We start from the raw sequence: 23,588 nt of genomic DNA, 5'->3' as shown, positions 1-23,588 counted from the left end.
CCCGCGCGCTGCGGCATCATCGAGGCATGGATCGCGCCGAACTCGCCAAGCTGCTGCGGCAGGCCCGTGCCCGGGTGCGGCCGCGCGATGTCGGGCTGCCCAGCGGTTCACGCCGCCAGGTGCCGGGGCTGCGGCGCGAGGAGGTCGCGCAACTGGCCGGTGTCAGTGTCGACTATGTGGTCCGGCTCGAACAGGGGCGCGGACCGCGACCGTCGGTGGCGGTGCTCGGCGCGCTCGCCCGCGCCCTCCGGCTCGCGGATCCCGAACGCGATCTGCTGTTCCGGCTGGCCGGTTCGGCGCCCCCGCAGGAAGGCCGCATCAACATGGTGGTGCGACCGAGCGTGCTGCGACTGCTGGATCGGATGGCGGATCTGCCCGCACTGGTGATCTCCGCGAAAGCGGATGTGCTGGCCTGGAATTCGATGGCAGCGGCATTGCTCGGGGACTTCTCCGCGTGGTCGCCCGCCCGGCGCAACATCATCTGGCAGTCCTTCCTCGGGACCGAACCATCCCGTGTGGTCTTCACCCCCGCCGAGGCCGAGGCGGCCGCCGAATCCTGGGTCAGCTCGCTGCGCAGCGCGAAGGCGGCCTATCCCGACGATCCGGACCTGGCTCGTCTCATCGCCGAACTACGTTCGCGCAGTACGCGATTCGACCGACTGTGGCGCGAAGGGAGTACCGGCAACTGGCGCAGCGCAACCAAGACCATCGATCATCCCGAGGTCGGGCGGTTGGTCCTGGATTGCGATGCCCTGTTCGTCCCCGACAGCGACCAGGCCGTGGTCGTGTACTCGGCGGCCCCCGACACCCCCGCCGCCTCGGCACTCGAACTGCTCCGGATCACCGGAACCCAGCAGCTGAGCGAACAGCGCTAGCACCGGACATCCGATCGCGCGGTATCGCACTGCGCGGTCGAGAAAGCCTTAGCTCGCACAGCTTTTGAGCACCTCGCACAAGGTGTACATTCTGCGCAGTAGCCATTGGATATGCGACAGACCCGAAGCTGTGCGCAACCGCGGGGAGTTCCACGCCGCGGGCACGCAGGTGGCGGTGTTATCCCGCGAACTCGTCGGCGAGGGTGTTCCAGAACATGAGTTCGTAGTTCTGGAAGAGTCTGGCGTACAAGTGTGCGTCGTTCGGATTCAATCGTCCGCTGTCGATTCCGGCCTGGATTGCGGCGAGGGCACGCTGTTCGACTTCGGGTGCATCGGCGGCGAAGAGGTCGAAGAATGCGCAGGCCGTGGCGTCGAACTCGTAGTGCGCGCGCATGCCGTCGGCGACGGCCCGGCAGTAGCGGCCGAAAACGGCGACATTCGCGTAGATACCCGCCGCGGCGGCGGAAGGCTCGGCGTTCAGTGCCAACCAGGCGACATAGGCCGGGTAGGCCTGGCACCCCGCTCTGGGTAGCTCCATGCCCTGGTCGGGTCCGGCCGCCGCCACGAGCGCGTCCAACAGCGCGAGTGCCTGCCGCTCGCCTGGTGGGAGGTCGTCGAGGAAGACTCTGACGTGCGGTTCGTCCGCCCGCGCCGCCAAGGCGTGGAAGCTGCGCCAGTCGCTGCTGGTGATGCGCTGTTCCTCGGCGGCGATCGCCGCGAAGACCGCGCGTGGCGCTTTGCCCACCGAGATGAGCGCAACCATGGGGTTGTCGTCGTCGTGCGGGGCCAGCTCGGCTTGGATCCCGTCGAGCAGGTTACGAGCGGTAAGGGTCATCGGAAACCTCCCTGTGGGGATGCTTCCATTCAAGCGCTGTTCGCCCGCGCGCGACAGGTGTTCAGTCGGTGTGCTCGGCGTCCCAGCGTCGGCGGGCGTCGGCGATGCGGTCCTTGTGGTCGCGCGACCAGTCGGCGAGTGCGCCGATGGCCTCGGCCAGGCTCTGGCCGGTCTCGGTGAGCCGGTATTCGACCTGCGGTGGAATCGTCGGATACGCGATGCGTTCCACCATGCCGTCGCGGCACAGCCGCTTGGTGGTCAGTGTCAACATCCGCTGTGAGATCCCGGGAATCGCCCGCTCCAATTCACGGAAACGACGCACCCCTTTACTCAATTCGACGATCACCAATACCGTCCACCGATCCCCCAGCCTGTCGAGCACATCGCGGATGCCGCAGTCGTCATCGCCACATGGCCCGTCGGGAATAGTGCCCGCGACCTGCGCGGTGATCGCCGTGTTCGTGACCGACATGAAAGTGCCTCCTTATGCCGCACGCCGCGGCCATCGATGCTGGGGACGAATCCAGCAACTACAACAATCGGGAGCGTTGCGATGATCCTGGTAACCGGCATCTCCGGATCCCTCGGCGGCCTCGTCCACCGCGGCCTGTCCACCCTCGACGGACTGACAGTAGCGGCGGGCAGCCGCTCCGGTGACGACAACACCACGCGCCGAATCGATTTCGATGATCCGACAACGCTGTCCGCGGGACTGCGGGATGTCGACGTCCTGGTACTGATTTCGGCCGGATATGCCGAAGACGATGTGGTGTTGGCTCGCCACGGTGCGGTGATCGACGCCGCCGCGGCGGCGGGGGTCCGGCACGTGATCTACACCAGCCTCGCGGGTTCCGGGGAGCTGATGACCATTGCCCTGCCCCATCGGTGGACCGAAAAGCGGCTGACCACAGCACCATTCGACGTGACCGTCCTGCGCAACGGTCTCTACGCGGAGGTTCCGGTCGGGCTCGCCGTCGCCGGTGCGGCCGCCTCGGCCGAATCGGGGGTGTTCGCCGCGGCATTCGGCACCGGCCGAATATCAGTGGTGGCGCGCGAGGATCTGGCCGAGGTGGCCGTCCGGGTGGCCGCGGAGACCGAGCGCGATCTGGTCGCCGGGCGGCGGAGCAGGCATGCGGGCAAGGTATACGAGCTGGAGGGTGTGACCGCGGTCGGTGGCGCGGATATCGCCGAGATTCTCAGCGAATCCCTCGGTCGCCCGGTGCGATACGCGCCGATCTCGCTCGGCGAAATGCGGGATATGTTGCAGGGCAGCGGATTGGAGCCCTATCAGATCACGCACACGCTCTCGTTGTTCGCGAACCTCGGTGCCGGACTGCTCGAAGCGTCGAGCACCGACCTGCTCGACCTGCTGCCGAGTGCACCACGTGACGTTCGCGCACTCATCACCGGCGCGGTGCGGGCGGGTGGGTACCTGTCTGTGTCGGTGAACGCGGCGCAATGAGCCGGGCAGGTTGATGGCTACCACGGTGCGCGCACGTATGGCATGGCCTTGATCGAATCGGACGCTTCGGGCACGATGAGCGGTTCTTGATGTCATACGGGAGGATTGACATGTCTGTATCACGTTGGGCCGCTGTGGCATTCACCACCGTATCGGTGACCGCGTTGACAGGCGCGGTTACCGGAACGGCACATGCGAGCGGTGATCTCTACGGCGCGATCGCGATCTCGTTCCAAACCGGCCGCGTGGCCGCCGAGGTGAACTACGCCGGCCCCGCCGAGGCCGGGCGGGCAGCCGACGCCCGCTGCGGCGGCGGTCCTGACTGCTCGGCCTATGTCTATTTCGTCAATGCCTGTGGCGCGGTCGCCGAAGCACCGGATGACAGCCTGGCGTGGGCCTGGGGCGTGGACCTCGCCGATGCCGAACAATCCGCCGTCAACGGCCTCGGCCTGCGCGCTCCCAAATTCCCGAGCACCGGTTCAGCGTCACCAGCACCCGCCCATGTCGTCCTGTCGATATGCACGGACCGAGGCGGCCCATCAGCACCGGGCGGGCGTACGCTCCCGCGGCCCTGACGCCGTCCTAATTGGGTGGCCGCGTGCTTCGGCCCCGAATAGGCTCGGTAGATGCGCTTGCTCGTGCCGTACCACCTCGATGAATACCGGCCGGAGATGGATGTTCCGATCACCCCGGATGCGGTGGTGACGGCCGAGCTGCCGGAGGTCGATGATCCATGGGCGCGGATGGCCGTGCTGTACGACGCGGTGGCGGACCGGGTTGCGGAGTCCGCGATTCGGGGTGAACGCGCGATCGTCGCCTCCGGCGATTGCACGACCGCGCTCGGCACGGTGGCCGGATTGCAAAGGGCCGGTCTGGATCCCGCGCTCGTCTGGTTCGACGGGCACGGCGACGTGCAAACCCTCGAGACCTCCGCGTCCGGCTACCTCGGTGGCTTCCCGTTGCGCATGCTCGTCGGCTACGGCCGTCACCTCATTGCCGACCGAATCGGCTTGCGCGACATCCCCGAAGACCGCGCCGTCCTGGTCGGCGGCCGCGATCTCGACCCACCGGAGGTCGAGTACCTGCGCACCGCGCAGATCCGGCACCGTCCGGTCGAGGACATCGGCGACCTCCCGGACGGCCCGCTCTACCTTCACATCGACTTCGACGTGGTCACCCCGGATGACCTCCCAGGCCTGCTCTTCCCGGCCCCCGACGGCCCCACCCTGGCCGAGGTCTCAGCCGCCGTACGAGCTGTTCTCGTCACCGGCCGAGTAGCCGCCTTCGGCCTGGCCTGCACGTGGCGCGACGACGCCACCGCCGCCGCGCACGTGCGCTCCCTCGTCGACTCCGCCTGATCCCTACCCGGCGGCCTTGTATTTGCGCAGGTACTCGCCGGTGAGGGAGGTGGGGTGGGTCAGCAATTCGGCGGGGGTTCCGGTGAAAACGATTTCACCGCCGTCCTTGCCGCCGTCGGGTCCGAGATCGATCACCCAGTCGGAGTGGGCCACCACGTCGAGATTGTGTTCGATCACCACCACCGTATTGCCGCGGTCGACCAAGCCGTCCATCAGGGCGAGCAGGGTGTCCACATCCGACATGTGCAGACCGGTGGTCGGTTCGTCGAGGACGTAGACGGTGCCGGTGTTCTGGAGTTGAGTCGCCAGTTTGATGCGTTGGCGTTCGCCGCCGGACAGGGTGCTCATGGCCTGGCCGAGGCTCAGATAGTCCAGGCCTACCTCGTTCATCGTGCGCAGCTTTGTGGACAGTGCCTTTTCGGTGAAGAAACCGAGGGCTTCTTCGGCCGACATCGCCAGCACATCGGCAATCGACTTGTCGCGCAAGGTCAGTGCCAGCACCTCGTCGGAGAACCGTCGTCCGTCACAGGCATCGCAGTGGGTGGTCACCGGGTCCATATAGGCGATCTCGGTAATGATCACGCCGCGACCCTCGCACTGTTTACAGGCTCCGGTCGAGTTGAAACTGAACAGGCCGGGCGACTTCCCCGTCGCCTTGGCGAACAGCTTCCTGATCGGGTCCATCAGGCCCAGATACGTTGCGGGCGTGGACCGCGACGATGCCCCGATCGCCGACTGGTCGACGAAGATCGCATCCGGATACTTCCGGACGAACACATCACGGATGAGGCTGCTCTTACCGGAGCCGGCGACGCCGGTGATCGAGGTGAGAATGCCGGTCGGCACCTCGACGGTCACATCTTTCAGGTTGTGCACATTCGCATGCTCGATCAGCAACGCGCCGTTCGACTTACGGAAGGTCTCCTTCACCGTGAACGGTCTGCGCAGTCCCGCACCCGTCGGTGTATCCGCGGTCCGCAGTTCGGTGAAGGTGCCCTCGAACACCACCTGCCCGCCGTGCAGACCGGCACGCGGCCCGACATCGACGATGTGGTCGGCGATCTGGATGACATCCGGATCGTGCTCGACCACCAGCACCGTATTGCCCTTGTCCCGCAGCGCCTTCAGCAGGTCGTTCAACCGGCCGACGTCACGCGGATGCAATCCGACGCTCGGCTCGTCGAAAACATAGGTCATCCCGATCAGCGTGCTCGACAGATGTTTGATCATCTTGAGCCGCTGCCCCTCACCGCCGGACAGGGTCGAGGTCGGCCGATCCAGGCTCAGATATCCGAGTCCGATATCGGTCACCCGCTGCAGCGCGGTCCGGATCGCCGCGGCCAGTCCGAGCGCGGCCGGATCGCTGATCTCATCGACTACCACCATCAGATCGGTGATCTGCAGTCCGGACCAGTCGGCGATATTGCGGCCATCGATCTTCGTGGCCAATGCCGCTTCGTTGAGCCGAGCGCCACGACAGGTAGCGCAGACACCCTCGGTGAGGAATTTCTGCATCTGTTCGCGCGTCTTCTCGCTGAGCGTGGAGGTGTCGCGCTGCAACCGGGTGCGCGTGAATTTGGCTGCCAGCCCTTCGTAATTGGCCTTCCATGTGCCCTTGGCGAAGGTCAGCTCCACCTTGCCGCCGGTGCCGTAGAGCAGGTCGGTGAATTCGTCCTCGGTGTAGTCGGCCAGTTTCTTGTCCGGATCGAAGCGCCCGGATTTGCCGTACATCTGCCACTCGCCACTGTCCACCGCATAACCGGGCAGCAGAATCGCGCCCTCGTTCAGCGATTTGCTCCGGTCGACCAAGCGATCCGGATCGGCCCGGACCGTGACCCCGAGTCCATCGCAGTCCGGGCACATGCCCTGCGGCACATTGAACGAGTAGTTGTAGACGAATCCGGCTGAGGGTGAACCGAATCGGGCGAACATCGCCCGCACCATCGAGTAGATATCGGTCATCGTCCCGACGGTCGAGCGCGGCCCGCCGCCGACGGGCTGCTGGTCGATGATGACCGGAGCCGTCAGGTTCTCGATCGCCTCGGCGTGCGGCCGCTCATAGCGCGGCAGGAAGTTGAGAATGAACGCCGGAAATGTCGCATACAGCTGACGCTGGGACTCCACGGCAATGGTGTCGAAGACGATCGACGATTTCCCCGACCCGGAGACGCCGGTAAAGACGGTGATCTTGTTCTTGGGAATTTCCAAAGACACATTGCGCAGATTGTGCTCACTGGCACCGAGCACGCGGATGGCATCCGTGGCGACGACGGAATCGGCAAAAGGCATGCCGCCAACCATGCCATGCACCACCGACAAAATGCCCGGCGGAATGTGATGCAGATCACATTAATGCAGTATGCGCATAATATAGCCAGACTGCCCTGACCAGCGCTTTCTTCGGTTTTCACCCGGGAAGGTCCAACAGCTCGGCGGATTCCGTTGCGGCTCTTGAATTTCGCCTTCCGCGGCTCTACGTCCCATCTCATGAACCGAGGAAGAGGCGTTCGCACGGCAGGCGCGGATAGCGACTGGTTTCGCCGAGGTCGATGGTGACCGCGTCGGCGTAGTGCCGCCTCTGGTGCTCACGCGTGAATATCAGCGCGGCGGTGAGGCAGGCGGCGTAGTCGAGGCGCACGCCGCGCAGGAATACGCTGAGGTGCACATCCGGTTCGTCGGGACGAGGCGAAACATCCTTGGGTTCATGGTGTTTCGGACTCACGACTCCTCGATGTCGCGAACATCTGTGGGCTGAATGGTGATTGCGTCGGCGTGGTCGAGATCGGCGTCCGAATCGGAAATCCATCCGTCCTCGTCGACCGGCATCAGCGAACCGTCCGCACCCTGAAACATCGGACGGCTGTCGATGGGAGCGAGGTCGAGTTTCTGCTGCGTGTCCCTGTGGAAGTCGTCGAGCAGGCGACGCACGGATGGAGCTATCGCCGGGCCTGCCCACTCCCGGACTGCAGCCGCGACCTGCTCGACCAACTCAGGCGGTGCACCGCTGTACGCGACTGGCGGCCCGGTGAACGGATCCCGTTGTGGAAGCTCTCGTTTCGGCATGGACATGACGCAAAGGGTGTGTCAGGTGCCAACGTTCGGACAGGCGCAATTGCGAACTGGCGAAACTCAAGTGAAAGCGCAGTAATCCTTCCGCTGGCACAGTTACGCTTCTTCCGCCACGGAAGGAAGCTGCATCGCACGCCGGAAGGGGATCGCAAGGGGTGACGACCGAAGACGATGATGGGCCAGAGGACAACGGAACCACATTGCCGCGTAGGCAACTGGGCCGTTTATTGCGAGAAGCACGGACGCGGGCGGGCCTGAGCTTGGAGGTGGCCGCGCGAACACTCGGCTGGGGTAACGCAACGATTAGCAGACTGGAGAACGGCCGCAACAAAACCGTCAGGGCGACAGATCTTGATGCCCTGGGTGGGCTGTACGGGATCGACGCGGAAGACCTTGTGGCGTGGAAGGAACTTGCGGGACAGGCCCCGGTCCGGTCCTGGCTGCGCACCTACAGCGACCTACTGGAACCGAAGTTCAACACCTACATCGAACTCGAATCCGCCGCAAGCGAATTGGCTATATTTCAGCCGCTCATCATCCCCGGTCTGCTCCAAACTCACGACTACGCGCAGGCCATGAACCGAGCTAAGCGGCCGCGAATCCCGGACGAGGGGTTGGAACGGGTGGCAGCGGTTCTTGCGCGGCGTCAGAATCTGCTCACGCGGCCCCGGAACCCGTGCAAGCTCACGGCCGTGATCCACGAGAACGCGCTGCGGACCATCATCGGCGGCGCACAGGTGATGGCTGATCAGTGCAGGCACGCGGCGGACATGAGTACGCTCGACAACATCGAGGTACGCATACTCAGGCAAGAAGCTGGCTTGCCGATTGGCAGGCTGGTCACCCCATTCATCGTGATGACCTTCCCGAAGGACGGACAAGGCAAACCGGTGGAACCGGCGGTCGTCTACGCGGAAAGTTACACAGGGGATGCGTACCTGGAGAAGCGCGACGACGTGCAGCGCTGTCGGCACACGTTCCGTACGTTGGCCGGGGCGACGATGGACGCTCGCTCGAGCCGCACCCTATTGAGAGAGATGGCGAGGAGTTACAACTGTGAACGCTGAAGTCGACCTAGCAGGGGCGAAGTGGTTCAAATCAAGCCGCAGCTCGGGGACCAGCGGCGAATGCGTGGAGGTTGCCTGGCTCGACGGGGGCGCGGTCGGTGTACGTGACTCGAAGAACCCCACCCGCGCGGCGCTGGTGTTCACTCCGTCCGAGTGGGACGCCTTCACGGCAGGCGTGAACGACGGCGAGTTCGACCGTCCGTAAGTCCCGATTCCCGATAGAGATAGCAAGGAGTCATGGCAGTGAATCTTGATGGCGACCTGGCTGGCGCGCACTGGTTCAAGTCCCGACGCAGTGAAGCCGGAAAAGACTGCGTTGAGGTGGCATTCCTCGACGGCGGGCACGTCGGCATGCGGGACTCGAAAAACCCGACCGGCCCCGCCCTGGTCTTCACGCCCGGCGAGTGGGACGCCTTCACCGCTGGCGTGAACGATGGCGAGTTCGACCGTCCGTAGTCCCGAAATAGCAAAGCGGCCCTCAGTTTTCGATCTGCTGGAGGCCGCTTTGCGTGTCCGCCTGCCGCGTATTCGGACTACTTGTTGAGGAAAATGCCTGCGATATCAGCCTTTTTGATCGGGGTGTCCTGATTGACCTGGGCGCCGCACAGCAGGTCCACCTGGATCATCGTGGCATCGACCGCGGTGCCTGCGGGCTCGTGATCGTCGTTGGTCTGCTGCTTGATGAATTTCGTGATCGTCGTGCGCTTGGTGTCCTGATCCTGTTTGACGTAATCCCGGCAGGTCGTGTCGCCACCCTGATTGAGCGCCCGCTCGATATCGCTGCATCCGGCCAGCAGTGCCGCGACCGCCGCGACCCCGAGTCCGGTGCGTAAGAGCGTGGCGTTCATAGAGATCCTCCTGGCGGTTCGGCGGGCGACCATGCCCGCGACAACGCCGTACAGCCTAGGGCAACGCCACGATTACGGTCGGAACGTGCGCAGCGGCACATTCATCTCCGCCGATGTGAGCGAACCATGATGGCCGATCAGCATGGACTCGAGCGGTTCGGCACCGGTGCGCACGACACCGCGCGGACCACTTGCCGCGACCACGAGATCGCCGATGCGCTGGACGATATGCGGTGCCACGGTGGGACCGAACCAGCCGCGATCGATCGCCTCGGAGCGGGGAACGACATCGAAGTCGGCGCCCAGGTATTCCCGCCAGGTCGCCGCCACATCGACGGTCGCGCCGTCGACGGTATAGACGTGGCGGGCGCGCGGCTCGCCACCGAGTAGCCGTACACCCTCGCGCAGTACCTCGGTCTTGTCGAAGTCGACGCGGTCGGTGAGTTCCACCATGCCGTGGTCGGCGGTGACGATGAGCGCGGCATCGGGTGGCAGATGTTCGGCGATGGTGGCGGCCAGCCGGTCGACGTGCGCGAGCTCCAAAAGCCAAGCGTCCGAGGATGGTCCGCGCACATGACCGGTCGTATCGAGGTTGCCGTGGTAGGCGTAGACCAGCGAGCGCGGGCCCGCGCGCAATGCGGTGGCGACGCCGTCGACGAAATCGCCGACGGAAACATAGGGGCGGAATTCGCAGCCGCGCAGCACCGCCCTGGTCAGCCCGGACCCTGCCTGCAGTCGCGGAGCCACCTGGGCCACCGCGATACCGTCGGCCACGGCGCGCTCGAAAACCGTGGCGGTGGGCTGGAATTGCTCCGGCACCAGATCCTGCAGCAGGTCGATCTTCGGTCCCGCGCCGTGTAGCCGCCAGGTCAGCGCATTCACCAGCCGGTCGTAGCCGGGCACGTGTATCAGGTATCCGGTGAACCCGTGTTCGCCGGGCGGCGCGCCGACGCCGAGTGAGCTCAGGCTGACCGTCGTCGTACTCGGGAAGCCGGCCGTCAGCGTGCGCTGCGCCAGTGCCGACAAGAATGGCGCCGCATCGGAATTCGCGGCGAGTGCATCCGCGCCGAGACCGTCGATCAGCAGCACGCAGATCCGGTCGGCGGCGAGCTCGAGGCCGAGCCGGTCGACCTCGCCGGGCACGCCGAGCCCGGCGAGGAGGGAGGGGAACAGATCAGCCAGGGAGCCCGTGCCGTAACGGGGCGTGATGAACACGGACTCGAGGGTACTCAGGCCTGGCCGGTCTCGAATCGACTGATTTTGCCGTCGCGGACGGTGAAGCGCCACGCGGTGCGCATCGAACCCCAGCGGGAATTCGTGTAGTCGGCAACCAGTTCGGTGCCGTTGTCGCCGACCGATTCGACATTCATGCGCCCATTGCTGACGAAGATCTCGGAGTCGGTCCACTGGACGAGGTTGCGCTCCACGCCGTCATCGGACATGGTGGCGTCGTCGGTGAGAATGGCGTAGAACCGGTCCTGATCGCTGTCGTTGAGCGCGGTGACGAATTCCTGGACCGTGGGATCGAGCTGCTGTGTCATCGGAACATCCCTCTCGAAGAGTGCGGGTGCATCGGAGGAGCAAACGTTCGGCTTCACTCTAGTGGCGCGCGCTCGCGCGGGTGTCACGCGCTCGGGCCGACGAGCGCGGTGAAAGTGCGCATGATGTCCTCGACCAGCGTCGGCGCGGTGGTGCCGAGTTGGATGCTGCGTTTTTCGAGCTGACCGTCCAGCCACAGCGAGGCCATGCCGTGCGCCAGGCTCCACCACATGATGGCCAGCGTGTCGGCTTTATCGGCGGGTAGCAATCCTGCGGCGACGGCTTCGGCGATGGTGTCGGCGAGGACATCGAAGGCCGCGTCGCCGGCCGCACTGGCATCCGGATGCTTATCGGGTTGCGAGAGTTCCGGGCGGAACATCAGACGGAAGTAGCCGGGATTTTCCTGGGAGAACCGCACATAGGTTTCGGCCAGCGCGGTCAACGCTTGCAGCGGTGTCTCGGCGGCGGCTCGGGCGTCGGCCAAGTCGCTGCCGAGCTGTCGGAAACCCTGGGTCGACAGTGCGGCGAGCAGGGCCGAGCGATCAGCGAAATGGTGGTACGGCGCGCCGGTGCTCACGCCCGCCTCGCGGGCCACCCGACGCAGGCTCACCGCACCGAGGCCCTCGGTCTCGATCAGCCGCAGGCAGGCAGCGAGGAGCGTGTCGCGCAGCGCGCCGTGGTGGTAACTGGTCCGCGTCACCAATCGAGCGTATTCGACGCCTGCTGGACAGCCTAACTATGCAGTGCTTAGATTATCTGAGCGGCGCTCAGATGGGCTGGCCGCATTCCCTCCTTCGAAGCGGGTAAGCATATGAGCTCACGGGTACTCGTCACCGGCGCAACAGGATTCGTCGCCGGACACGTCATCGCCGAACTGCTCGAGCACGGATATGCCGTGCGTGGCACGGTTCGCGACCTCGGAAAAGCGGATAAACGCGCACATCTGGTGGCACTTGCGGATCGACTCGGCGGTGAGTTGGAGTTCGTGGCGGCGGATCTCGACGACGATGCGGGGTGGGCGGCCGCCGTTTCGGGCTGCGCGTCCGTCCTGCACGTGGCATCACCGTTTCCGGCGACGCCACCGGACGACGAACGGGAACTGATCGATACCGCGGTCGACGGGACATTGCGGGTTTTGCGGGCGTGTGCCGACGGTGGTGTTCAGCGGGTCGTGCTCACCTCCTCGATCGCTGCGATCACCTATGGCCACGAGACGGATGCGGTACGCACCGAGGCCGATTGGTCGGTGGTCGAACGCAGTGCGGCCTATCAGAAGAGCAAGACGCTGGCCGAACGGGCGGCATGGGATTTCGCCGCGAATTCGGATCTCGATCTGGTGGTGGTGAATCCCGGAATGGTGTTGGGACCATTGCAATCCGCGGCGACGAGCACCTCGCACGAGCCGGTGCGCCGACTGCTCGCCCGCGATGCGCCGGGTTCACCGCGGGTGGGATGGGCAGTGGTGGATGTGCGGGATCTCGCGGTGGCGCATCGGCTGGCGTTGGAGGCTCCCGAAGCGGTCGGGAATCGGTATATCTGCGCGGGCGAACATGTCTGGATGGCGGATATGGGGCGGACGTTGGCCGAGGAGTTCGGGCCGCGTGGATACCGGGTACCGACTCGCGTGATCCCGGATATTCTCGTGCGAGCGATTGCCTTGTTCGACAAGGGGATTCGATTGACCGTGCCGACGTTGGGTCGTACCGAGCAGCTCAGCTGCGAGAAGGCTCGGCGTGAGCTCGGATGGTCGATGCGGCCGGTGCGCGAGACGGTGCTGGATACCGCGGAGAGTTTGATCGAATTCGGCATCGTGCCGCGGGCTGCCGGTGCGTCGGCGCATCGGACAGCGGTGAATGCGTAGGGCGGGGCCATGCTGATCGCGACACTCATCATCGGCACCATCGGGTTGGTCCGACGCTGTTTGGGCAGGCGGACACCGGAGACGAAATCCGATGCGCCGCAATGGCGAAATGCGTTGCGCCGGATCGTCGGTTCGGCCAGGTTGCGCCGACCGGGGCCGGTGCTGGCGGCGGTAGTGACCTCGGCCGGGATGGTTTGGGTGGGACTGGCGATCGCGCCGTGCTGATCGGTTCGGCCTGGTAGACAGGAAGGGTGACGACTGCGCGACGCAAGTTCCGGTTCGGTGTCACTCTGCTCGCTCCCGCTTCGCGGGCGGAATGGATACGAAAGTGTCGCAGGGCCGAGGAACTCGGGTACGACGTGGTCGGTGTGGCCGACCATCTGGGTTTGCCCGCACCGTTTCCGGCAATGATTCTCGCGGCCGAGGCGACCGAGCGGGTTCGGCTGACGACGTTCGTATTGAATACGCCGTTCTACAACGCGGCTCTCTTGGCGCGCGAGGCCGCGACGGCCGATCTACTCACCGATGGACGGGTCGAGTTGGGACTCGGAGCCGGATATGTCCGGGAGGAATTCGAAACGGCCGGAATCACTTTCGAGAGCGCAGGCAAGCGGGTCGAGCAGCTGGCGGCGACCGCCGCGACATTGCGGCGGTTGTTCGCCGATCCCGAGTATCAGCCCCGGCCCGCACAGGCCTCGGGTCCGCCACTGGTCATTGCCGGTTGGGGCGATCGGCTGTTGCGGGTGGCGTCCGAATATGCCGATGTCATCGCGCTGCCCGGCGCCGCTCCGGCGTACAACGGTGGACCGCTGCAGTTCGTCGGGCCCGCTGCCACCGATGCGCGGATGACGTACCTGTGGGAGTTGCTCGGGTCACGAGCCGAGGAGGTCGAGCTGAATATCCTGCTGCAGCGCGTAATTCCACCGGAGGAACGGTCGGCCGCACTGGAACTGTATGGGCCGCATCTGCCCACCGATGTCGCCGACCGGCCAGAGGAGTTGCCCGCCCTGCTGATCGGCACGCCGAAGGAAATGGCGCGACAGTTGGAAGAGCGCCGGGAACGGTTCGGATTCAGCTACGTCTCGGTGCTCGAGAGCAGTATGGAGCCGATGGGCGCGGTAATCGAACTGCTGCGCTGAATTCGCAGACATGCCACCGCAGGTCAGTCCGCGACATTGTGCGCGGCCAGCCAGTCGGCCGCCCGTTTACGGGAGGCCCGGCTCAGCCAGGCGTCCTGGATGACATCGGCCAACTCCTGCTTGCTGAGTTCACCGATGCGGCTGCCGCGCAGCAGGACCGACATATGTCCGTCGAAATGTCCGGTGGTGAAGAACGGTGAATCCGGATCCTGCACCAGTGCTAGTTTGTCCGACTCCGAGGGCACCCAGATCACGATCACATCGGTATAGCGCTCACCGGTGTCCGGGTCGAATGCGTCGGGGCGCGGATTGCGGAAGAAGACGAAGGATTTGCCGCCGACCTGGTACACCGCATTGCCGTGCGGTCCGTCCACCCGGTTGACGAACGGCATGCCGGTGGCCAGTTCGTGCACGTCGGCCACCTTGGCCCGTCGCGAAACTTTCGCCATATCAGCAGCGTAGACCGCGATCGCACAGCGGAGTCGAATCTTCAATGGCGGACGGTCGGTTTACCGTCGAACTCTCGACTCGACCTATATGCGTACGCCATCATGAGATAGCGAATGTGAGCTCACACTGACGATGGGGTTGACGAGGTGGCACAATTCCGCACCCTCACCCAACAACGGGCCGCACTGGAAAAAGAATGGGCGCGTTGGGCGACGGCTCCGAGTAGCACTCTCGGCATACCCGCAGGTTCGACCTCGCTACGCAATGAGGTCATCCAGTCCTGGCAGCGTTCGCTGACGACCGTCGATCCGAATTGCACCGAGGCGCCCGGTTTGGGCGATGTCCGCGATCGCTGGACCGAATCGCCACTGCGCCAGCCGATTACCGAGCTAGCCGGTGATCTGCGCGACATCTCCGAGGACTCCGGCTATCTCGCGGTCGTCACCGATGCCGCGGGCACCATCCTCTGGTCCTGCGGCGATCGCGCGCTGCGCCGCCAGGCCGAGGCGGTGAACTTCGCGCCCGGCGGTTGCTGGGACGAAAGCCATATGGGTACCAACGGATTGTCGCTCGCCCTGCACAGCGACCGCCCGACCACCGTGTTCTCCGCCGAACATCTGGTCGCCGCGCTACACGGCTGGGTCTGCTATTCCGCGCCGATCCACGCACCTGACGGCCGCCAGGTCGGTGCGCTAGATCTGTCCAGTTCCTGGGAGCGTTCGCATCCGATGGTGATGACCTCGGTCCGCGCGCTTGTCACCGCGGTCGAGACGATGTTGCGGGCGGCCGCACCGACACCGGCGCGCGGTGTGCGGCTCGAATGTCTGGGCGGTGCACGGCTGGTCCGCGACGGCAGGCCGGTGCCATTGCCGCCGCGTCACCTGGAAATCCTGGCGCTGCTCGCGCTGGAGCCCGACGGATTCACTCCTGAACAACTGCAGGCCGCGGTATACGGCGACCGTCCGGTCTCTTCCAGCACGCTCAAGGCAGATGTTTCGCATCTGCGGCGCACCACCGGCGGTGAGATCAGCAACCGCCGCTACATGCTCACCGGTCCGGTCTCCTGCGACGCGGTCGATCTGCTCGCCGCTATCCAGGCGGGCGACACCACCTCGGCGGTCTGGCTCTACCGCGGACCGCTGCTGCCCGGTTCGGACACCCCGGGCGTGCTTCAGTGGCGCAACCATCTCGATGTCGGGGTGCGCACCGCGGTACTGGCCAGTGACCGCGCCGATCACGCCGTGGCCTTCGGCGAGCGCTCCCCCGGCGATATCGAAGTGCACGAACACGCGCTGCGGTTGCTGCCCGCCGACGATGTGCGCCGGGCCGTGGTCGTCGCCCGGCTGTACACCGCGCTGCGCTCTTGAGTCACCCCTGCAACAGCGGAACCAACCTCGCACCAACCTTCTCCGGACATAGTGGCCCGGCAGGCAAGATTCGCGAGGAGCCCACATATGATCTACGCCAAACCGGGGTCCGCCACCGGCATCGTCACCTACGCCAGTCGTTACGACAACTTCATCGGTGGTGACTGGGCGGCTCCGATCGAGGGCAGGTACTTCGAGAACCCGTCACCGGTCGACGGCGAAACTTTCTGCTCGGTGGCGCGCTCCTCCGCGGCCGATATCGATATGGCCCTCGAAGCCGCGCACCTCGCCGCCGGGAAATGGGCCGCCACCTCGCCCGCGGAGCGCGCGAATATCCTCAACAAGATCGCCGACCGGATCGAGCACAGCCTCGAACCCCTCGCCATCGCCGAAACTTGGGACAACGGCAAACCCGTTCGCGAAACCCTCGCAGCCGACCTGCCTTTGGCGGTCGATCACTTCCGCTATTTCGCCGGGGCCATCCGCGCCCAGGAGGGCAGCATCGCCGAAATCGATGTCGACACCATCGCCTACCACTTCCACGAACCGCTCGGCGTGGTCGGTCAGATCATCCCGTGGAATTTCCCGATTCTGATGGCCGCATGGAAGCTGGCCCCGGCCCTGGCGGCGGGCAACTGCGTGGTGCTCAAACCCGCCGAGCAGACCCCGGCGTCGATTCTGCTGGTGATCGAGCTCATCGCCGATCTACTGCCGCCCGGAGTCCTCAACGTGGTCAACGGTTTCGGTGTCGAGGCGGGTAAGCCGCTCGCGGCGAGTCCGCGCGTGGCCAAGGTCGCCTTCACCGGTGAGACCACCACCGGACGGTTGATCATGCAGTACGCGAGCGAGAACATCATCCCGGTCAGCCTGGAGTTGGGCGGCAAGAGCCCCAATATCTTCCTGCCCGATGTCATGGCCGCCGATGACGAGTTCCTGGACAAGGCCGTCGAGGGTTTCGTGATGTTCGCGCTCAACCAGGGCGAGGTGTGCACCTGTCCCTCGCGCGCACTGATCCATTCGTCGATCTACGACGAATTCCTGGCCCGCTGCATCGAGCGGACCAGAGCCATCAGGGGCGGTAATCCGCTCGACGACGCCACCATGATCGGAGCCCAAGCCGGCAACGACCAATTCGAAAAGATCCTGTCCTATATCGACATCGGCAGGCGGGAAGGTGCCCGTGTGCTCACCGGAGGGGAAGCACGCAAGGTGGACGGACTGCCGGGTGGCTACTACATCCAGCCGACGATTTTCGAGGGCACCAATACGATGCGGATCTTCCAGGAGGAGATCTTCGGCCCGGTGGTGGCGGTGACCAGGTTCGACACCGTCGAAGAGGCGACCATGATCGCCAACGACACCCTCTACGGCCTCGGCGCCGGGGTGTGGACCAGGGATATCACCACCGCCTACCGGATGGGCCGGGCGATCAAAGCAGGGCGAGTATGGACCAACTGTTTCCACGCGTACCCCGCACACGCCGCCTTCGGCGGGTACAAGAAGTCCGGCATCGGCCGGGAAAACCACAAAATGATGCTCGAGCACTACCAGCAGACCAAGAATCTGCTGGTCAGTTATTCACCGACAAAACTCGGATTTTTCTGATGCATGGCAGAGTAGCCCGCGTCGCGATCACCGACCGGGCGCGAGAAGTGTTGCGCCGGTTGATAGAACAGCACGGACCGGTGCTGTTCCACCAATCCGGCGGCTGCTGCGACGGCAGTTCACCGATGTGCTTCGGAGTGCGCGAATTTCGGGTCGGCGGCGCCGATGTACTGCTGGGTCGGCTGCCGTGGCATACCGAATTCTGGATCAGCGGCGATCAATTCGAACTGTGGAAGCACACCCATCTCACCGTGGATGTGGTGACCGGGCGCGGCAGCGGATTCTCGCTGGAGGCGCCCGAGGGCGTGCGGTTCATCATCAGATCGCGACTGCTGACCGATGAGGAGACAGCGGTGCTGGCTGCGGGACCGCCACCGCGCACGGGAGCCGATCGGATGAGTTGACTGCCGGAAAGGCAGTCGCCGGTGCCTGATTCACGCCCGCGGGTGCGTCCGCGGGCGGCCGACGGGTGATCGGCCCAGGGGTCCGCAGCCCTGGGCCGACACCGCGATGCCCCGCCGTCCCGCTGCAGACCGGGACGGCGGGGTCCGGTGTCTTACCGGCCGGGCAGGAAACGGAAGCTGCGGGTGAGCGTCATCAGCAGCCGCTGCCATTTGTCCTGCGAAATCACCGGCGGCGCATCGAGATTCATGAATCGCGTGACTACCACGGTCTGCGGTTCGGTGAACTTCAGCAGCCCGTCCGGGCCGTGCCTGCGCCCGACACCGGAGATGCCCATACCGCCCATCGGGGCGGCGGTGGTGCCCCAGGCCGGGGCGTAACCCTCGTCGACGCAGACGGTGCCCGCGTGCAGCCGCTCGGCGATCCGCTCCCCCGCGTCCTTGCTCGCCGCCCAGACGCTCGCGTTCAGGCCGTATTCGGTGTCGTTGGCCAGCCCGATCGCCTCCTCGACGCTGTCGACCGGGTAGATCGAGACCAGCGGGCCGAAGGTTTCGTTGCGGCCGCATTCCATCTCGTCGGTGACATCGGCGAGCACGGTGGGTTCGAAGAACAGTGGTCCCAGATCCGGGCGCGCCTTGCCGCCCGCGAGCACCTGAGCGCCCTTGGAGGTCGCGTCGGCGACGTGCTTGGAGACGGTCTCCAATTGCGCCTCGGAGATGAGGCTGCCGATATCGGTCGAATAGTCATAGGTCGCACCGAGTTTCGCGGCCTGCACGGCGGCGACGAACTTCTCGGTGAACTCCGCGGCGACCGCCTTCTCCACATACAGCCGTTCGATCGAAATACACAGCTGACCCGCATTGGAGAAACACGCGCGCACCGCGGCCTTGGCGGCCTTGTCGAGCTTCGCGCCGCGGGTGACGATCATCGGGTTCTTGCCGCCGAGTTCGGCGGAGAAGCCGATGAGCCTGCGCCCGCACTGTTCGGCCAGGGTGCGCCCGGTCGTGGAGGAGCCGGTGAACATCAGGTAGTCGCAGTTGTCCACGATGGCGGTGCCGACCACGGTGCCCGGTCCAGGGACTACGGCGAGCAGGTCGCGGGGCAGTCCGGCCTGGTAGAGCAGTTCGGCGCTGGCCAGTGCCGAGAACGGGGTTTGGCTATCGGGTTTGACGATCACCGCGTTGCCCGCGAGCAGTGCCGGGATCGAATCGCCGATGGACAGTAGCATCGGATAGTTCCACGGCGCGACCACACCGACGACGCCCTTGGGGTGGTGGCGCACGGTCGCCCGGTTGAGCACCGGGAAGGCGCCGGGCACACGGTGCGCGTCGAGCAGATCGGGTGCGACCCTGGCGAAGTAGCGGGCCGCGAACATCAGGCCCATGATCTCTTCCTGGGCCGCCCAGCGCGCTTTGCCGGTTTCGGCCTGGATCACGTCCATCAGGAATTCGCGCTGTTCGACGACCAATTCGCGGTATCGCTCGAGTACCGCGGCACGGTCCTCGGCCGAGCGCACGGCCCATCGGGACTGCGCGGCCTTGGCCTTGTCGAGTGCGGCGGCCACGTCATCGGCGGTGCCCACGGGTACGCTGCCGAGTGCGGTGCTGGTGAAGGTTTCGGTGATGTGTTTGCGCGCACGAGCGTCCGGATCGGCGATCGCGGCGAGCGCACTCAGGCGGTCGAAGACTTCGGCATTCGGCGCGGGCATCGGTGCCTCCTACTTGTGAGTAACCCCGGGATACACACAACATACGCCGCCTGCGGTAGCCATAGCGGCCACAACCAGGGTTTGGCAGATGACAACGCCTATTCGGCCGAAACTGTCACGGTCGCGAGAGCTGATTTGTCTCATGGGCACCTGAACCCAAGCGAGGGAGGAATCATGAATATCGCGCTTTGGATCGGACAGATCGTGCTGGCCGTCGTGTTCGCCGCATCCGGGATCGCGAAAGCCACGCAATCCAAGGAGAAGTTGGTCGAGATGGGCCAGACGGGTGTCGCGGTGTTCCCGAAGACGGTGGTGCGCGTGACCGCCTACGCCGAATTGCTCGGTGTCATCGGCATTATCGTGCCGTGGTGGACCGGGATCGCACCAGTGCTCACCCCATTGGCGGCGGTCGGTTTCGCCGTGGTGATGATCGGTGCGATCAGCTCGCACATCCGTCTGCACGAACCCCGCAATATCGCGATCACCACGACGATCCTGATCATTGCCGTATTGGTCGCCATCGGCCGCTTCGCGGGCCTGTGACGCCCAAAAGTCCGGCAAGAACACCCCGCTGACGCTGGTCCGACATCTCATCGAACGGGCCTGCCCACGTACGGCAGGTATGTCAACTCGAGTCCCGCTCAGCGGGACATGAGCAACGAAATGGTCACAACTGGTTTAGATTATGGCGATGTTCAGAGCGAGGCTCGGGGTCCGAACGCGGATTCTGGCGATCGCGCTCGTGCCGAGCCTGACTCTGCTCGTGGTCGGCGTGGGCGCGGCGGGGTATCTGGTTGCCGAGGGAAATAAGGCCAAGGACTGGGCGTCGCAGAATCAGCAGGCGATACCCTCTACCCGCGAATTGCTGGAGGCGGTCCAGGGCGAACGTCAACTCACGGTGGCCGCGCTGACCGGCGACGATACGGCCACCCCCGCGCTCGGTGTGGCCCGGATGCGCCTCGACGGCGCGCTGAAGGGCCTGATCGATGCCTCCGCCGGATTGCGGGCGGTGGATGATTCGAAGATCGGCGACAACGCCGCGAACTTCATGACACTGTCGACGTCGATGAGCCAGGTCCGCACGCTCACCGACGCGGGTACGCTGCCGGTCGCCGACGCCTACAACTTCTACAACCGGCTGCTCGACATCATCTCCTTCGGCACCGAGCTCGCGGAGCGGTCCGCGCCGGATGCCGAGATCGGCGTGCATATCGCCGACGGTATGCGGATATTCCTGGTGGCCGAGGCGATGTCGCGCAGCACCGCACTCGCGGGCATGATCGTCAATGCGAACGGGCCGACCCCAATTCCGGTGGAGGAGTTCCTGCACCAGATCGGCTTCTATCACGCCGAGGCCGCCAATCTGGCCGGCGAACTGGACCCGAATCAGCAGGAGAGCCTGCACACGCTGATGTCGAGCCAGGCCTGGCAGCAGCTGAGCGCCATGGAAAACGCACTGGCCCAACGCAATACGACGAGTAGCAACTCCAGTTCGTCGAGTTCGTCGAGCAGCACCAAACAGGCGACGCCGCCGGCCCTGCCGTTGAGCACCCAGGAATGGCACAGCGCGGCCACCGAGGTGAACCGCGGACTGATCGATGTGTGGATCGCCCAGAACAAGTACTCGCAGAAGCTGGCCGAGGACAAGGCCGCCGATGCCACCGCGCGATCCGCATGGGCCGGTGGCGGTGTCGTCGTGGTCAGCCTGCTGGCGTTCTTGATCGCGATCGTATTGGCCAACCGAGTCATCAACCGGCTCAAGCGGCTTCGCGGTGAAACCCTCGCCCTGGCCGATGAGCGCCTGCCCGCGCTGATGCGCCGCCTCGGCGAGGGTGAACTCATCGATCCGGAGGCCGAATCCGCGGAACTGGATTACGGCCACGATGAGATCGGCCAAGTGGCCAAGGCATTCCAGCACGCGCATGCCGCGGCCGTAGCGGGCGCGGTGAACGAGGCCCGCACCCGTGAGGGTGTGAAGGCGGTATTCCTGAATATCGCGCACCGCAGCCAGATCGTGGTGCACCGGCAGCTGGAAATTCTCGACAAGGCCGAGGACCGCCAGGAGGATCCGGCCCTGCTGGACACCCTGTTCCGGCTCGATCACCTCGCCACCCGCGAACGCCGCAATGCCGAGAATCTGATCATTCTCGGCGGTGGTCAGCCGGGTCGGCAGTGGCGCAATCCGGTGCCGCTGATCGATCTGGTGCGCAGTGCAGTCGGCGAAACCCTCGACTATGCCAGGGTGCGTGTGTCGCGACTGCCCGAGACGCATGTGCTCGGCGCGGTCGTGGCCGACCTGATCCATCTGCTCGCCGAGCTGGTGGACAATGCGACCTCGTTCTCGCCGCCGCAGTCGCGGGTGGAGTTGAGCGGCAATGTGGTCGGCAAGGGGGTAGTCGTCGAGATCAGCGATCAGGGCATGGGCATGACCGAGTCCGAGATCGCCCGGGTCAACGAGATGTTGCGCAATCCACCGGATTTCGGTGTCGCGGCATTGTCCACGGACTCCCGGCTCGGACTGTTCGTGGTGGCGCAGCTGGCCGCGCGGCACGGGGTTTCGATTCGGCTCTCGGAGTCCGATTACGGCGGCATCCGCGCCATCGTGCTCATCCCGTCGGCCCTGCTGGCCAATGAAGTACCTACTCTGACAACGGATTCCGAACCGCTGGAATCGGCGCGCAGGCGACGACATCCGGTCCCCTTTGTCGACTCCTCCCCCTACGGTGGTGCGGAAACCGAGGCCGCGGTGCTCACCGCACCCCCGGTGGCACCACCCGCCATCGAGGCACCGGCGCCGCGCCCCTCGTTCGAGGCGCCGCAGCCGACCGCCGCGGATACCAGGCCCGCGCTGCCGCGCCGGAACCGGCAGGCCAGCATCGCACCGCAATTGGCGCAGCCGACCCCGGCCGAGCCCGAAGCGGAGCAGCCGCCGGAGCGGGAGCGCTCTGCTGAGCAGGCCCGAGATCTGATGTCCGCCATCGAAAACGGGACCAGGCAGGGCCGCCGCGCTGTCCCCGATGCCGCGCTGCCCGAAGTGGCGCGGGCCGAGCAATTCGGCACTTATCAGGGACCGAGCGGTAAACACTCCGATGAACAGGAAGGCAACGGTGACTTCTTCCAGCCCCGGTGATCTCAACTGGCTCCTCGACGATCTCGTAGATCGACTGGCCGGCGTGCGCTACGCGGTGGTGCTGTCCACCGACGGCCTGCTGCTCGGCCGCTCGACCGCGATGACCCGCGAGGACGCCGAACATTTCGCCGCCATGTCCTCCACCCTCTACGGTCTGGCCCGCAGCGCGGGCAGCCGCTTCGACGGCGGCGGGGTCCGCCAGGCCGTGATCGAACTCGATCGTGCGGTGCTGTTCGTGACCTCCGCCGGCGACAACGCCTGCCTGGCGCTACAGGCGGCCGAGTCGGCCAATCTCGGGATGGTGGCCTACGAAATGAATGTCACCGTCCAACGTGTCGGCACCTATCTATCCACCCCAGCGCGTTTGCCATGACACGCGGCGGTGGGCAATGGTTCGACGACGAGGCCGGTCCGCTGGTCCGGCCTTATGCGGTCACCCGCGGGCGGGTGATGGGGGCAGGCCATGACCTGGACATGCTCACCGTGGTCGTCACGGCCGATCCGCCGCCCACCCTGCGGCGGACAGATCCGGAATACGCGGATATCGTACGACTGTGCCGCGCACCACAGTCGGTCGCCGAGGTGGCGGCGTATCTGAAACTTCCCTTGGCGGTGACCAAGATTCTCGTCGGCGATCTGATCGGCGAGGGCCACTTGATCTTCCGGGCGCCGGTGCAGCCGGACGCGGGTCCCGGCGATCTCAACATATTGCGAGCGGTACTGGATGGCATCCGAAAGCTTTGATCCGACCCGGCCGGCTGCGACACCGCAGCTGGCGGCTTCGGTCAAAATCCTCATAGCCGGTGGATTCGGCGTCGGCAAAACAACCATGGTGTCCTCCATCAGCGAGGTCGCACCACTACGCACCGAAGA

At 65.3% G+C, this 23,588-nt stretch carries 28 protein-coding genes and 1 pseudogene; 18 read left to right on the top strand and 11 right to left on the bottom strand.

Features of this window, described 5'->3' with window-relative positions:
- Positions 1 to 26 precede the first annotated feature (26 nt).
- Entirely contained in the window at positions 27 to 875 is an 849-nt protein-coding gene (locus tag ACIBW7_RS35130; RefSeq protein WP_397054005.1) for a helix-turn-helix transcriptional regulator, read from the top strand.
- Positions 876 to 1,053: 178 nt separating this feature from the next.
- Here ACIBW7_RS35130 and ACIBW7_RS35125 read toward each other — a convergent pair whose 3' ends face one another.
- Complete coding sequence (locus tag ACIBW7_RS35125; protein WP_397054003.1) at positions 1,054 to 1,710, bottom strand: hypothetical protein; 657 nt, start codon at positions 1,708 to 1,710, stop codon at positions 1,054 to 1,056.
- Between the two features lie 61 nt (positions 1,711 to 1,771).
- Positions 1,772 to 2,182, bottom strand: coding sequence for a helix-turn-helix domain-containing protein (locus ACIBW7_RS35120; protein WP_357481673.1), 411 nt, complete (start codon positions 2,180 to 2,182; stop codon positions 1,772 to 1,774).
- An 81-nt stretch (positions 2,183 to 2,263) separates the two neighbouring features.
- On the opposite strand from ACIBW7_RS35120, the gene ACIBW7_RS35115 reads away from it, so the two are divergent.
- The 3 genes from ACIBW7_RS35115 to ACIBW7_RS35105 all read left to right on the top strand — a co-directional run bounded on the left by ACIBW7_RS35115 (position 2,264) and on the right by ACIBW7_RS35105 (position 4,530).
- A complete protein-coding gene (locus tag ACIBW7_RS35115) occupies positions 2,264 to 3,172 on the top strand; it encodes an NmrA family NAD(P)-binding protein (protein WP_397054001.1) in 909 nt (302 codons plus the stop codon).
- 110 nt (positions 3,173 to 3,282) lie between these two features.
- A complete protein-coding gene (locus tag ACIBW7_RS35110; protein WP_397053999.1) occupies positions 3,283 to 3,747 on the top strand; it encodes a DUF4189 domain-containing protein in 465 nt (154 codons plus the stop codon).
- A 51-nt stretch (positions 3,748 to 3,798) separates the two neighbouring features.
- Positions 3,799 to 4,530, top strand: coding sequence for an arginase family protein (locus ACIBW7_RS35105; protein WP_397053997.1), 732 nt, complete (start codon positions 3,799 to 3,801; stop codon positions 4,528 to 4,530).
- 3 nt (positions 4,531 to 4,533) lie between these two features.
- Here ACIBW7_RS35105 and ACIBW7_RS35100 read toward each other — a convergent pair whose 3' ends face one another.
- The 3 genes from ACIBW7_RS35100 to ACIBW7_RS35090 form a co-directional block, all read right to left on the bottom strand.
- Positions 4,534 to 6,819, bottom strand: coding sequence for an ATP-binding cassette domain-containing protein (locus ACIBW7_RS35100; protein ID WP_397053995.1), 2,286 nt, complete (start codon positions 6,817 to 6,819; stop codon positions 4,534 to 4,536).
- A 196-nt stretch (positions 6,820 to 7,015) separates the two neighbouring features.
- Positions 7,016 to 7,252, bottom strand: a complete 237-nt coding sequence (locus ACIBW7_RS35095; RefSeq protein WP_397053993.1) for a hypothetical protein — start codon at positions 7,250 to 7,252, stop codon at positions 7,016 to 7,018.
- Positions 7,249 to 7,518 carry a hypothetical protein gene (locus ACIBW7_RS35090; protein ID WP_397053991.1) on the bottom strand — a complete coding sequence of 90 codons (270 nt, stop codon included), beginning with the start codon at positions 7,516 to 7,518 and terminating at the stop codon, positions 7,249 to 7,251. The genes ACIBW7_RS35095 and ACIBW7_RS35090 overlap by 4 nt, the downstream gene beginning before the upstream one ends.
- Before the next feature lie 236 nt (positions 7,519 to 7,754).
- On the opposite strand from ACIBW7_RS35090, the gene ACIBW7_RS35085 reads away from it, so the two are divergent.
- From ACIBW7_RS35085 to ACIBW7_RS35075, 3 genes are read left to right on the top strand one after another with little or no spacing between them, the layout of a single operon-like run.
- A complete protein-coding gene (locus ACIBW7_RS35085) occupies positions 7,755 to 8,666 on the top strand; it encodes a helix-turn-helix transcriptional regulator (protein ID WP_327099302.1) in 912 nt (303 codons plus the stop codon).
- Positions 8,656 to 8,871, top strand: coding sequence for a DUF397 domain-containing protein (locus tag ACIBW7_RS35080; protein WP_327099303.1), 216 nt, complete (start codon positions 8,656 to 8,658; stop codon positions 8,869 to 8,871). The genes ACIBW7_RS35085 and ACIBW7_RS35080 overlap by 11 nt, the downstream gene beginning before the upstream one ends.
- A gap of 38 nt (positions 8,872 to 8,909) precedes the next feature.
- Positions 8,910 to 9,122, top strand: a complete 213-nt coding sequence (locus ACIBW7_RS35075; protein WP_397053988.1) for a DUF397 domain-containing protein — start codon at positions 8,910 to 8,912, stop codon at positions 9,120 to 9,122.
- 77 nt (positions 9,123 to 9,199) lie between these two features.
- On the opposite strand, the gene ACIBW7_RS35070 is transcribed toward ACIBW7_RS35075, so the two are convergent.
- The 4 genes from ACIBW7_RS35070 to ACIBW7_RS35055 all read right to left on the bottom strand — a co-directional run bounded on the left by ACIBW7_RS35070 (position 9,200) and on the right by ACIBW7_RS35055 (position 11,753).
- On the bottom strand, positions 9,200 to 9,514 hold the full coding sequence (locus tag ACIBW7_RS35070; RefSeq protein WP_357481685.1) for a hypothetical protein: 315 nt from the start codon (positions 9,512 to 9,514) through the stop codon (positions 9,200 to 9,202).
- A 72-nt stretch (positions 9,515 to 9,586) separates the two neighbouring features.
- Entirely contained in the window at positions 9,587 to 10,729 is a 1,143-nt protein-coding gene (locus ACIBW7_RS35065; protein WP_397053986.1) for an alkaline phosphatase family protein, read from the bottom strand.
- 14 nt (positions 10,730 to 10,743) lie between these two features.
- Complete coding sequence (locus ACIBW7_RS35060) at positions 10,744 to 11,055, bottom strand: nuclear transport factor 2 family protein (RefSeq protein WP_397053984.1); 312 nt, start codon at positions 11,053 to 11,055, stop codon at positions 10,744 to 10,746.
- Positions 11,056 to 11,138: 83 nt separating this feature from the next.
- Positions 11,139 to 11,753 carry a TetR/AcrR family transcriptional regulator gene (locus tag ACIBW7_RS35055; RefSeq protein WP_397053982.1) on the bottom strand — a complete coding sequence of 205 codons (615 nt, stop codon included), beginning with the start codon at positions 11,751 to 11,753 and terminating at the stop codon, positions 11,139 to 11,141.
- Positions 11,754 to 11,864: 111 nt separating this feature from the next.
- Between ACIBW7_RS35055 and ACIBW7_RS35050 the strand changes: the two genes are divergently transcribed.
- From ACIBW7_RS35050 to ACIBW7_RS35040, 3 genes are read left to right on the top strand one after another with little or no spacing between them, the layout of a single operon-like run.
- Positions 11,865 to 12,914, top strand: a complete 1,050-nt coding sequence (locus ACIBW7_RS35050; RefSeq protein ID WP_397053980.1) for an SDR family oxidoreductase — start codon at positions 11,865 to 11,867, stop codon at positions 12,912 to 12,914.
- 9 nt (positions 12,915 to 12,923) lie between these two features.
- Complete coding sequence (locus tag ACIBW7_RS35045; protein WP_397053978.1) at positions 12,924 to 13,139, top strand: hypothetical protein; 216 nt, start codon at positions 12,924 to 12,926, stop codon at positions 13,137 to 13,139.
- 26 nt (positions 13,140 to 13,165) lie between these two features.
- The gene (locus ACIBW7_RS35040; protein ID WP_397053976.1) at positions 13,166 to 14,053 is read left to right on the top strand and encodes a TIGR03621 family F420-dependent LLM class oxidoreductase; all 888 of its coding nucleotides are present in this window, start codon (positions 13,166 to 13,168) and stop codon (positions 14,051 to 14,053) included.
- Between the two features lie 23 nt (positions 14,054 to 14,076).
- Here ACIBW7_RS35040 and ACIBW7_RS35035 read toward each other — a convergent pair whose 3' ends face one another.
- On the bottom strand, positions 14,077 to 14,502 hold the full coding sequence (locus tag ACIBW7_RS35035) for an MmcQ/YjbR family DNA-binding protein (protein ID WP_397053974.1): 426 nt from the start codon (positions 14,500 to 14,502) through the stop codon (positions 14,077 to 14,079).
- A gap of 147 nt (positions 14,503 to 14,649) precedes the next feature.
- Here ACIBW7_RS35035 and ACIBW7_RS35030 point away from each other — a divergent pair, with 147 nt between their 5' ends.
- From ACIBW7_RS35030 to ACIBW7_RS35020, 3 genes are all read left to right on the top strand, one after another.
- Positions 14,650 to 15,870, top strand: coding sequence for a transcriptional regulator (locus ACIBW7_RS35030; protein ID WP_397053972.1), 1,221 nt, complete (start codon positions 14,650 to 14,652; stop codon positions 15,868 to 15,870).
- Positions 15,871 to 15,957: 87 nt separating this feature from the next.
- Entirely contained in the window at positions 15,958 to 17,475 is a 1,518-nt protein-coding gene (locus tag ACIBW7_RS35025) for an aldehyde dehydrogenase family protein (protein ID WP_397053970.1), read from the top strand.
- On the top strand, positions 17,475 to 17,879 hold the full coding sequence (locus ACIBW7_RS35020) for a DUF779 domain-containing protein (RefSeq protein WP_397053968.1): 405 nt from the start codon (positions 17,475 to 17,477) through the stop codon (positions 17,877 to 17,879). The genes ACIBW7_RS35025 and ACIBW7_RS35020 overlap by 1 nt, the downstream gene beginning before the upstream one ends.
- Positions 17,880 to 18,031: 152 nt before the next feature.
- Here the strand turns inward: ACIBW7_RS35020 and ACIBW7_RS35015 are convergent, their stop codons facing one another.
- The gene (locus ACIBW7_RS35015) at positions 18,032 to 19,585 is read right to left on the bottom strand and encodes a succinic semialdehyde dehydrogenase (RefSeq protein ID WP_397053966.1); all 1,554 of its coding nucleotides are present in this window, start codon (positions 19,583 to 19,585) and stop codon (positions 18,032 to 18,034) included.
- 174 nt (positions 19,586 to 19,759) lie between these two features.
- Between ACIBW7_RS35015 and ACIBW7_RS35010 the strand changes: the two genes are divergently transcribed.
- The 5 genes and pseudogenes from ACIBW7_RS35010 to ACIBW7_RS34990 form a co-directional block, all read left to right on the top strand.
- Positions 19,760 to 20,128 carry a DoxX family protein gene (locus ACIBW7_RS35010; protein WP_397053964.1) on the top strand — a complete coding sequence of 123 codons (369 nt, stop codon included), beginning with the start codon at positions 19,760 to 19,762 and terminating at the stop codon, positions 20,126 to 20,128.
- A 148-nt stretch (positions 20,129 to 20,276) separates the two neighbouring features.
- On the top strand, positions 20,277 to 22,715 hold the full coding sequence (locus tag ACIBW7_RS35005; RefSeq protein WP_397053962.1) for a nitrate- and nitrite sensing domain-containing protein: 2,439 nt from the start codon (positions 20,277 to 20,279) through the stop codon (positions 22,713 to 22,715).
- Positions 22,693 to 23,088, top strand: a complete 396-nt coding sequence (locus tag ACIBW7_RS35000; protein WP_062982063.1) for a roadblock/LC7 domain-containing protein — start codon at positions 22,693 to 22,695, stop codon at positions 23,086 to 23,088. Before ACIBW7_RS35005 ends, ACIBW7_RS35000 begins: the two co-directional genes overlap by 23 nt.
- Entirely contained in the window at positions 23,085 to 23,459 is a 375-nt protein-coding gene (locus tag ACIBW7_RS34995) for a DUF742 domain-containing protein (protein ID WP_397053959.1), read from the top strand. The genes ACIBW7_RS35000 and ACIBW7_RS34995 overlap by 4 nt, the downstream gene beginning before the upstream one ends.
- Positions 23,440 to 23,588: pseudogene (locus ACIBW7_RS34990) on the top strand (ATP-binding protein); the annotation flags it as partial. The gene ACIBW7_RS34995 and the pseudogene ACIBW7_RS34990, both read left to right, overlap by 20 nt.

Origin of the sequence: Nocardia sp. NPDC049526, from assembly GCF_044465765.1 — a bacterium.
In the GTDB taxonomy this organism is placed as follows: domain Bacteria; phylum Actinomycetota; class Actinomycetes; order Mycobacteriales; family Mycobacteriaceae; genus Nocardia.
Note: the sequence above shows the minus strand (reverse complement) of the source record. Positions and strands in the feature narration are given on the sequence as shown.

Coding starts and splice junctions, on each gene's coding strand:
- ACIBW7_RS35130 (WP_397054005.1), top strand. CDS start 27: ATGGATCGCGCCGAACTCGCCAAGCTGCTGCGGCAGGCCCGTGCCCGG.
- ACIBW7_RS35125 (WP_397054003.1), bottom strand. CDS start 1,710: ATGACCCTTACCGCTCGTAACCTGCTCGACGGGATCCAAGCCGAGCTG.
- ACIBW7_RS35120 (WP_357481673.1), bottom strand. CDS start 2,182: ATGTCGGTCACGAACACGGCGATCACCGCGCAGGTCGCGGGCACTATT.
- ACIBW7_RS35115 (WP_397054001.1), top strand. CDS start 2,264: ATGATCCTGGTAACCGGCATCTCCGGATCCCTCGGCGGCCTCGTCCAC.
- ACIBW7_RS35110 (WP_397053999.1), top strand. CDS start 3,283: ATGTCTGTATCACGTTGGGCCGCTGTGGCATTCACCACCGTATCGGTG.
- ACIBW7_RS35105 (WP_397053997.1), top strand. CDS start 3,799: ATGCGCTTGCTCGTGCCGTACCACCTCGATGAATACCGGCCGGAGATG.
- ACIBW7_RS35100 (WP_397053995.1), bottom strand. CDS start 6,819: ATGCCTTTTGCCGATTCCGTCGTCGCCACGGATGCCATCCGCGTGCTC.
- ACIBW7_RS35070 (WP_357481685.1), bottom strand. CDS start 9,514: ATGAACGCCACGCTCTTACGCACCGGACTCGGGGTCGCGGCGGTCGCG.
- ACIBW7_RS35060 (WP_397053984.1), bottom strand. CDS start 11,055: ATGACACAGCAGCTCGATCCCACGGTCCAGGAATTCGTCACCGCGCTC.
- ACIBW7_RS35050 (WP_397053980.1), top strand. CDS start 11,865: ATGAGCTCACGGGTACTCGTCACCGGCGCAACAGGATTCGTCGCCGGA.
- ACIBW7_RS35045 (WP_397053978.1), top strand. CDS start 12,924: ATGCTGATCGCGACACTCATCATCGGCACCATCGGGTTGGTCCGACGC.
- ACIBW7_RS35035 (WP_397053974.1), bottom strand. CDS start 14,502: ATGGCGAAAGTTTCGCGACGGGCCAAGGTGGCCGACGTGCACGAACTG.
- ACIBW7_RS35025 (WP_397053970.1), top strand. CDS start 15,958: ATGATCTACGCCAAACCGGGGTCCGCCACCGGCATCGTCACCTACGCC.
- ACIBW7_RS35020 (WP_397053968.1), top strand. CDS start 17,475: ATGCATGGCAGAGTAGCCCGCGTCGCGATCACCGACCGGGCGCGAGAA.
- ACIBW7_RS35015 (WP_397053966.1), bottom strand. CDS start 19,585: ATGCCCGCGCCGAATGCCGAAGTCTTCGACCGCCTGAGTGCGCTCGCC.
- ACIBW7_RS35010 (WP_397053964.1), top strand. CDS start 19,760: ATGAATATCGCGCTTTGGATCGGACAGATCGTGCTGGCCGTCGTGTTC.
- ACIBW7_RS35005 (WP_397053962.1), top strand. CDS start 20,277: ATGTTCAGAGCGAGGCTCGGGGTCCGAACGCGGATTCTGGCGATCGCG.
- ACIBW7_RS34995 (WP_397053959.1), top strand. CDS start 23,085: ATGACACGCGGCGGTGGGCAATGGTTCGACGACGAGGCCGGTCCGCTG.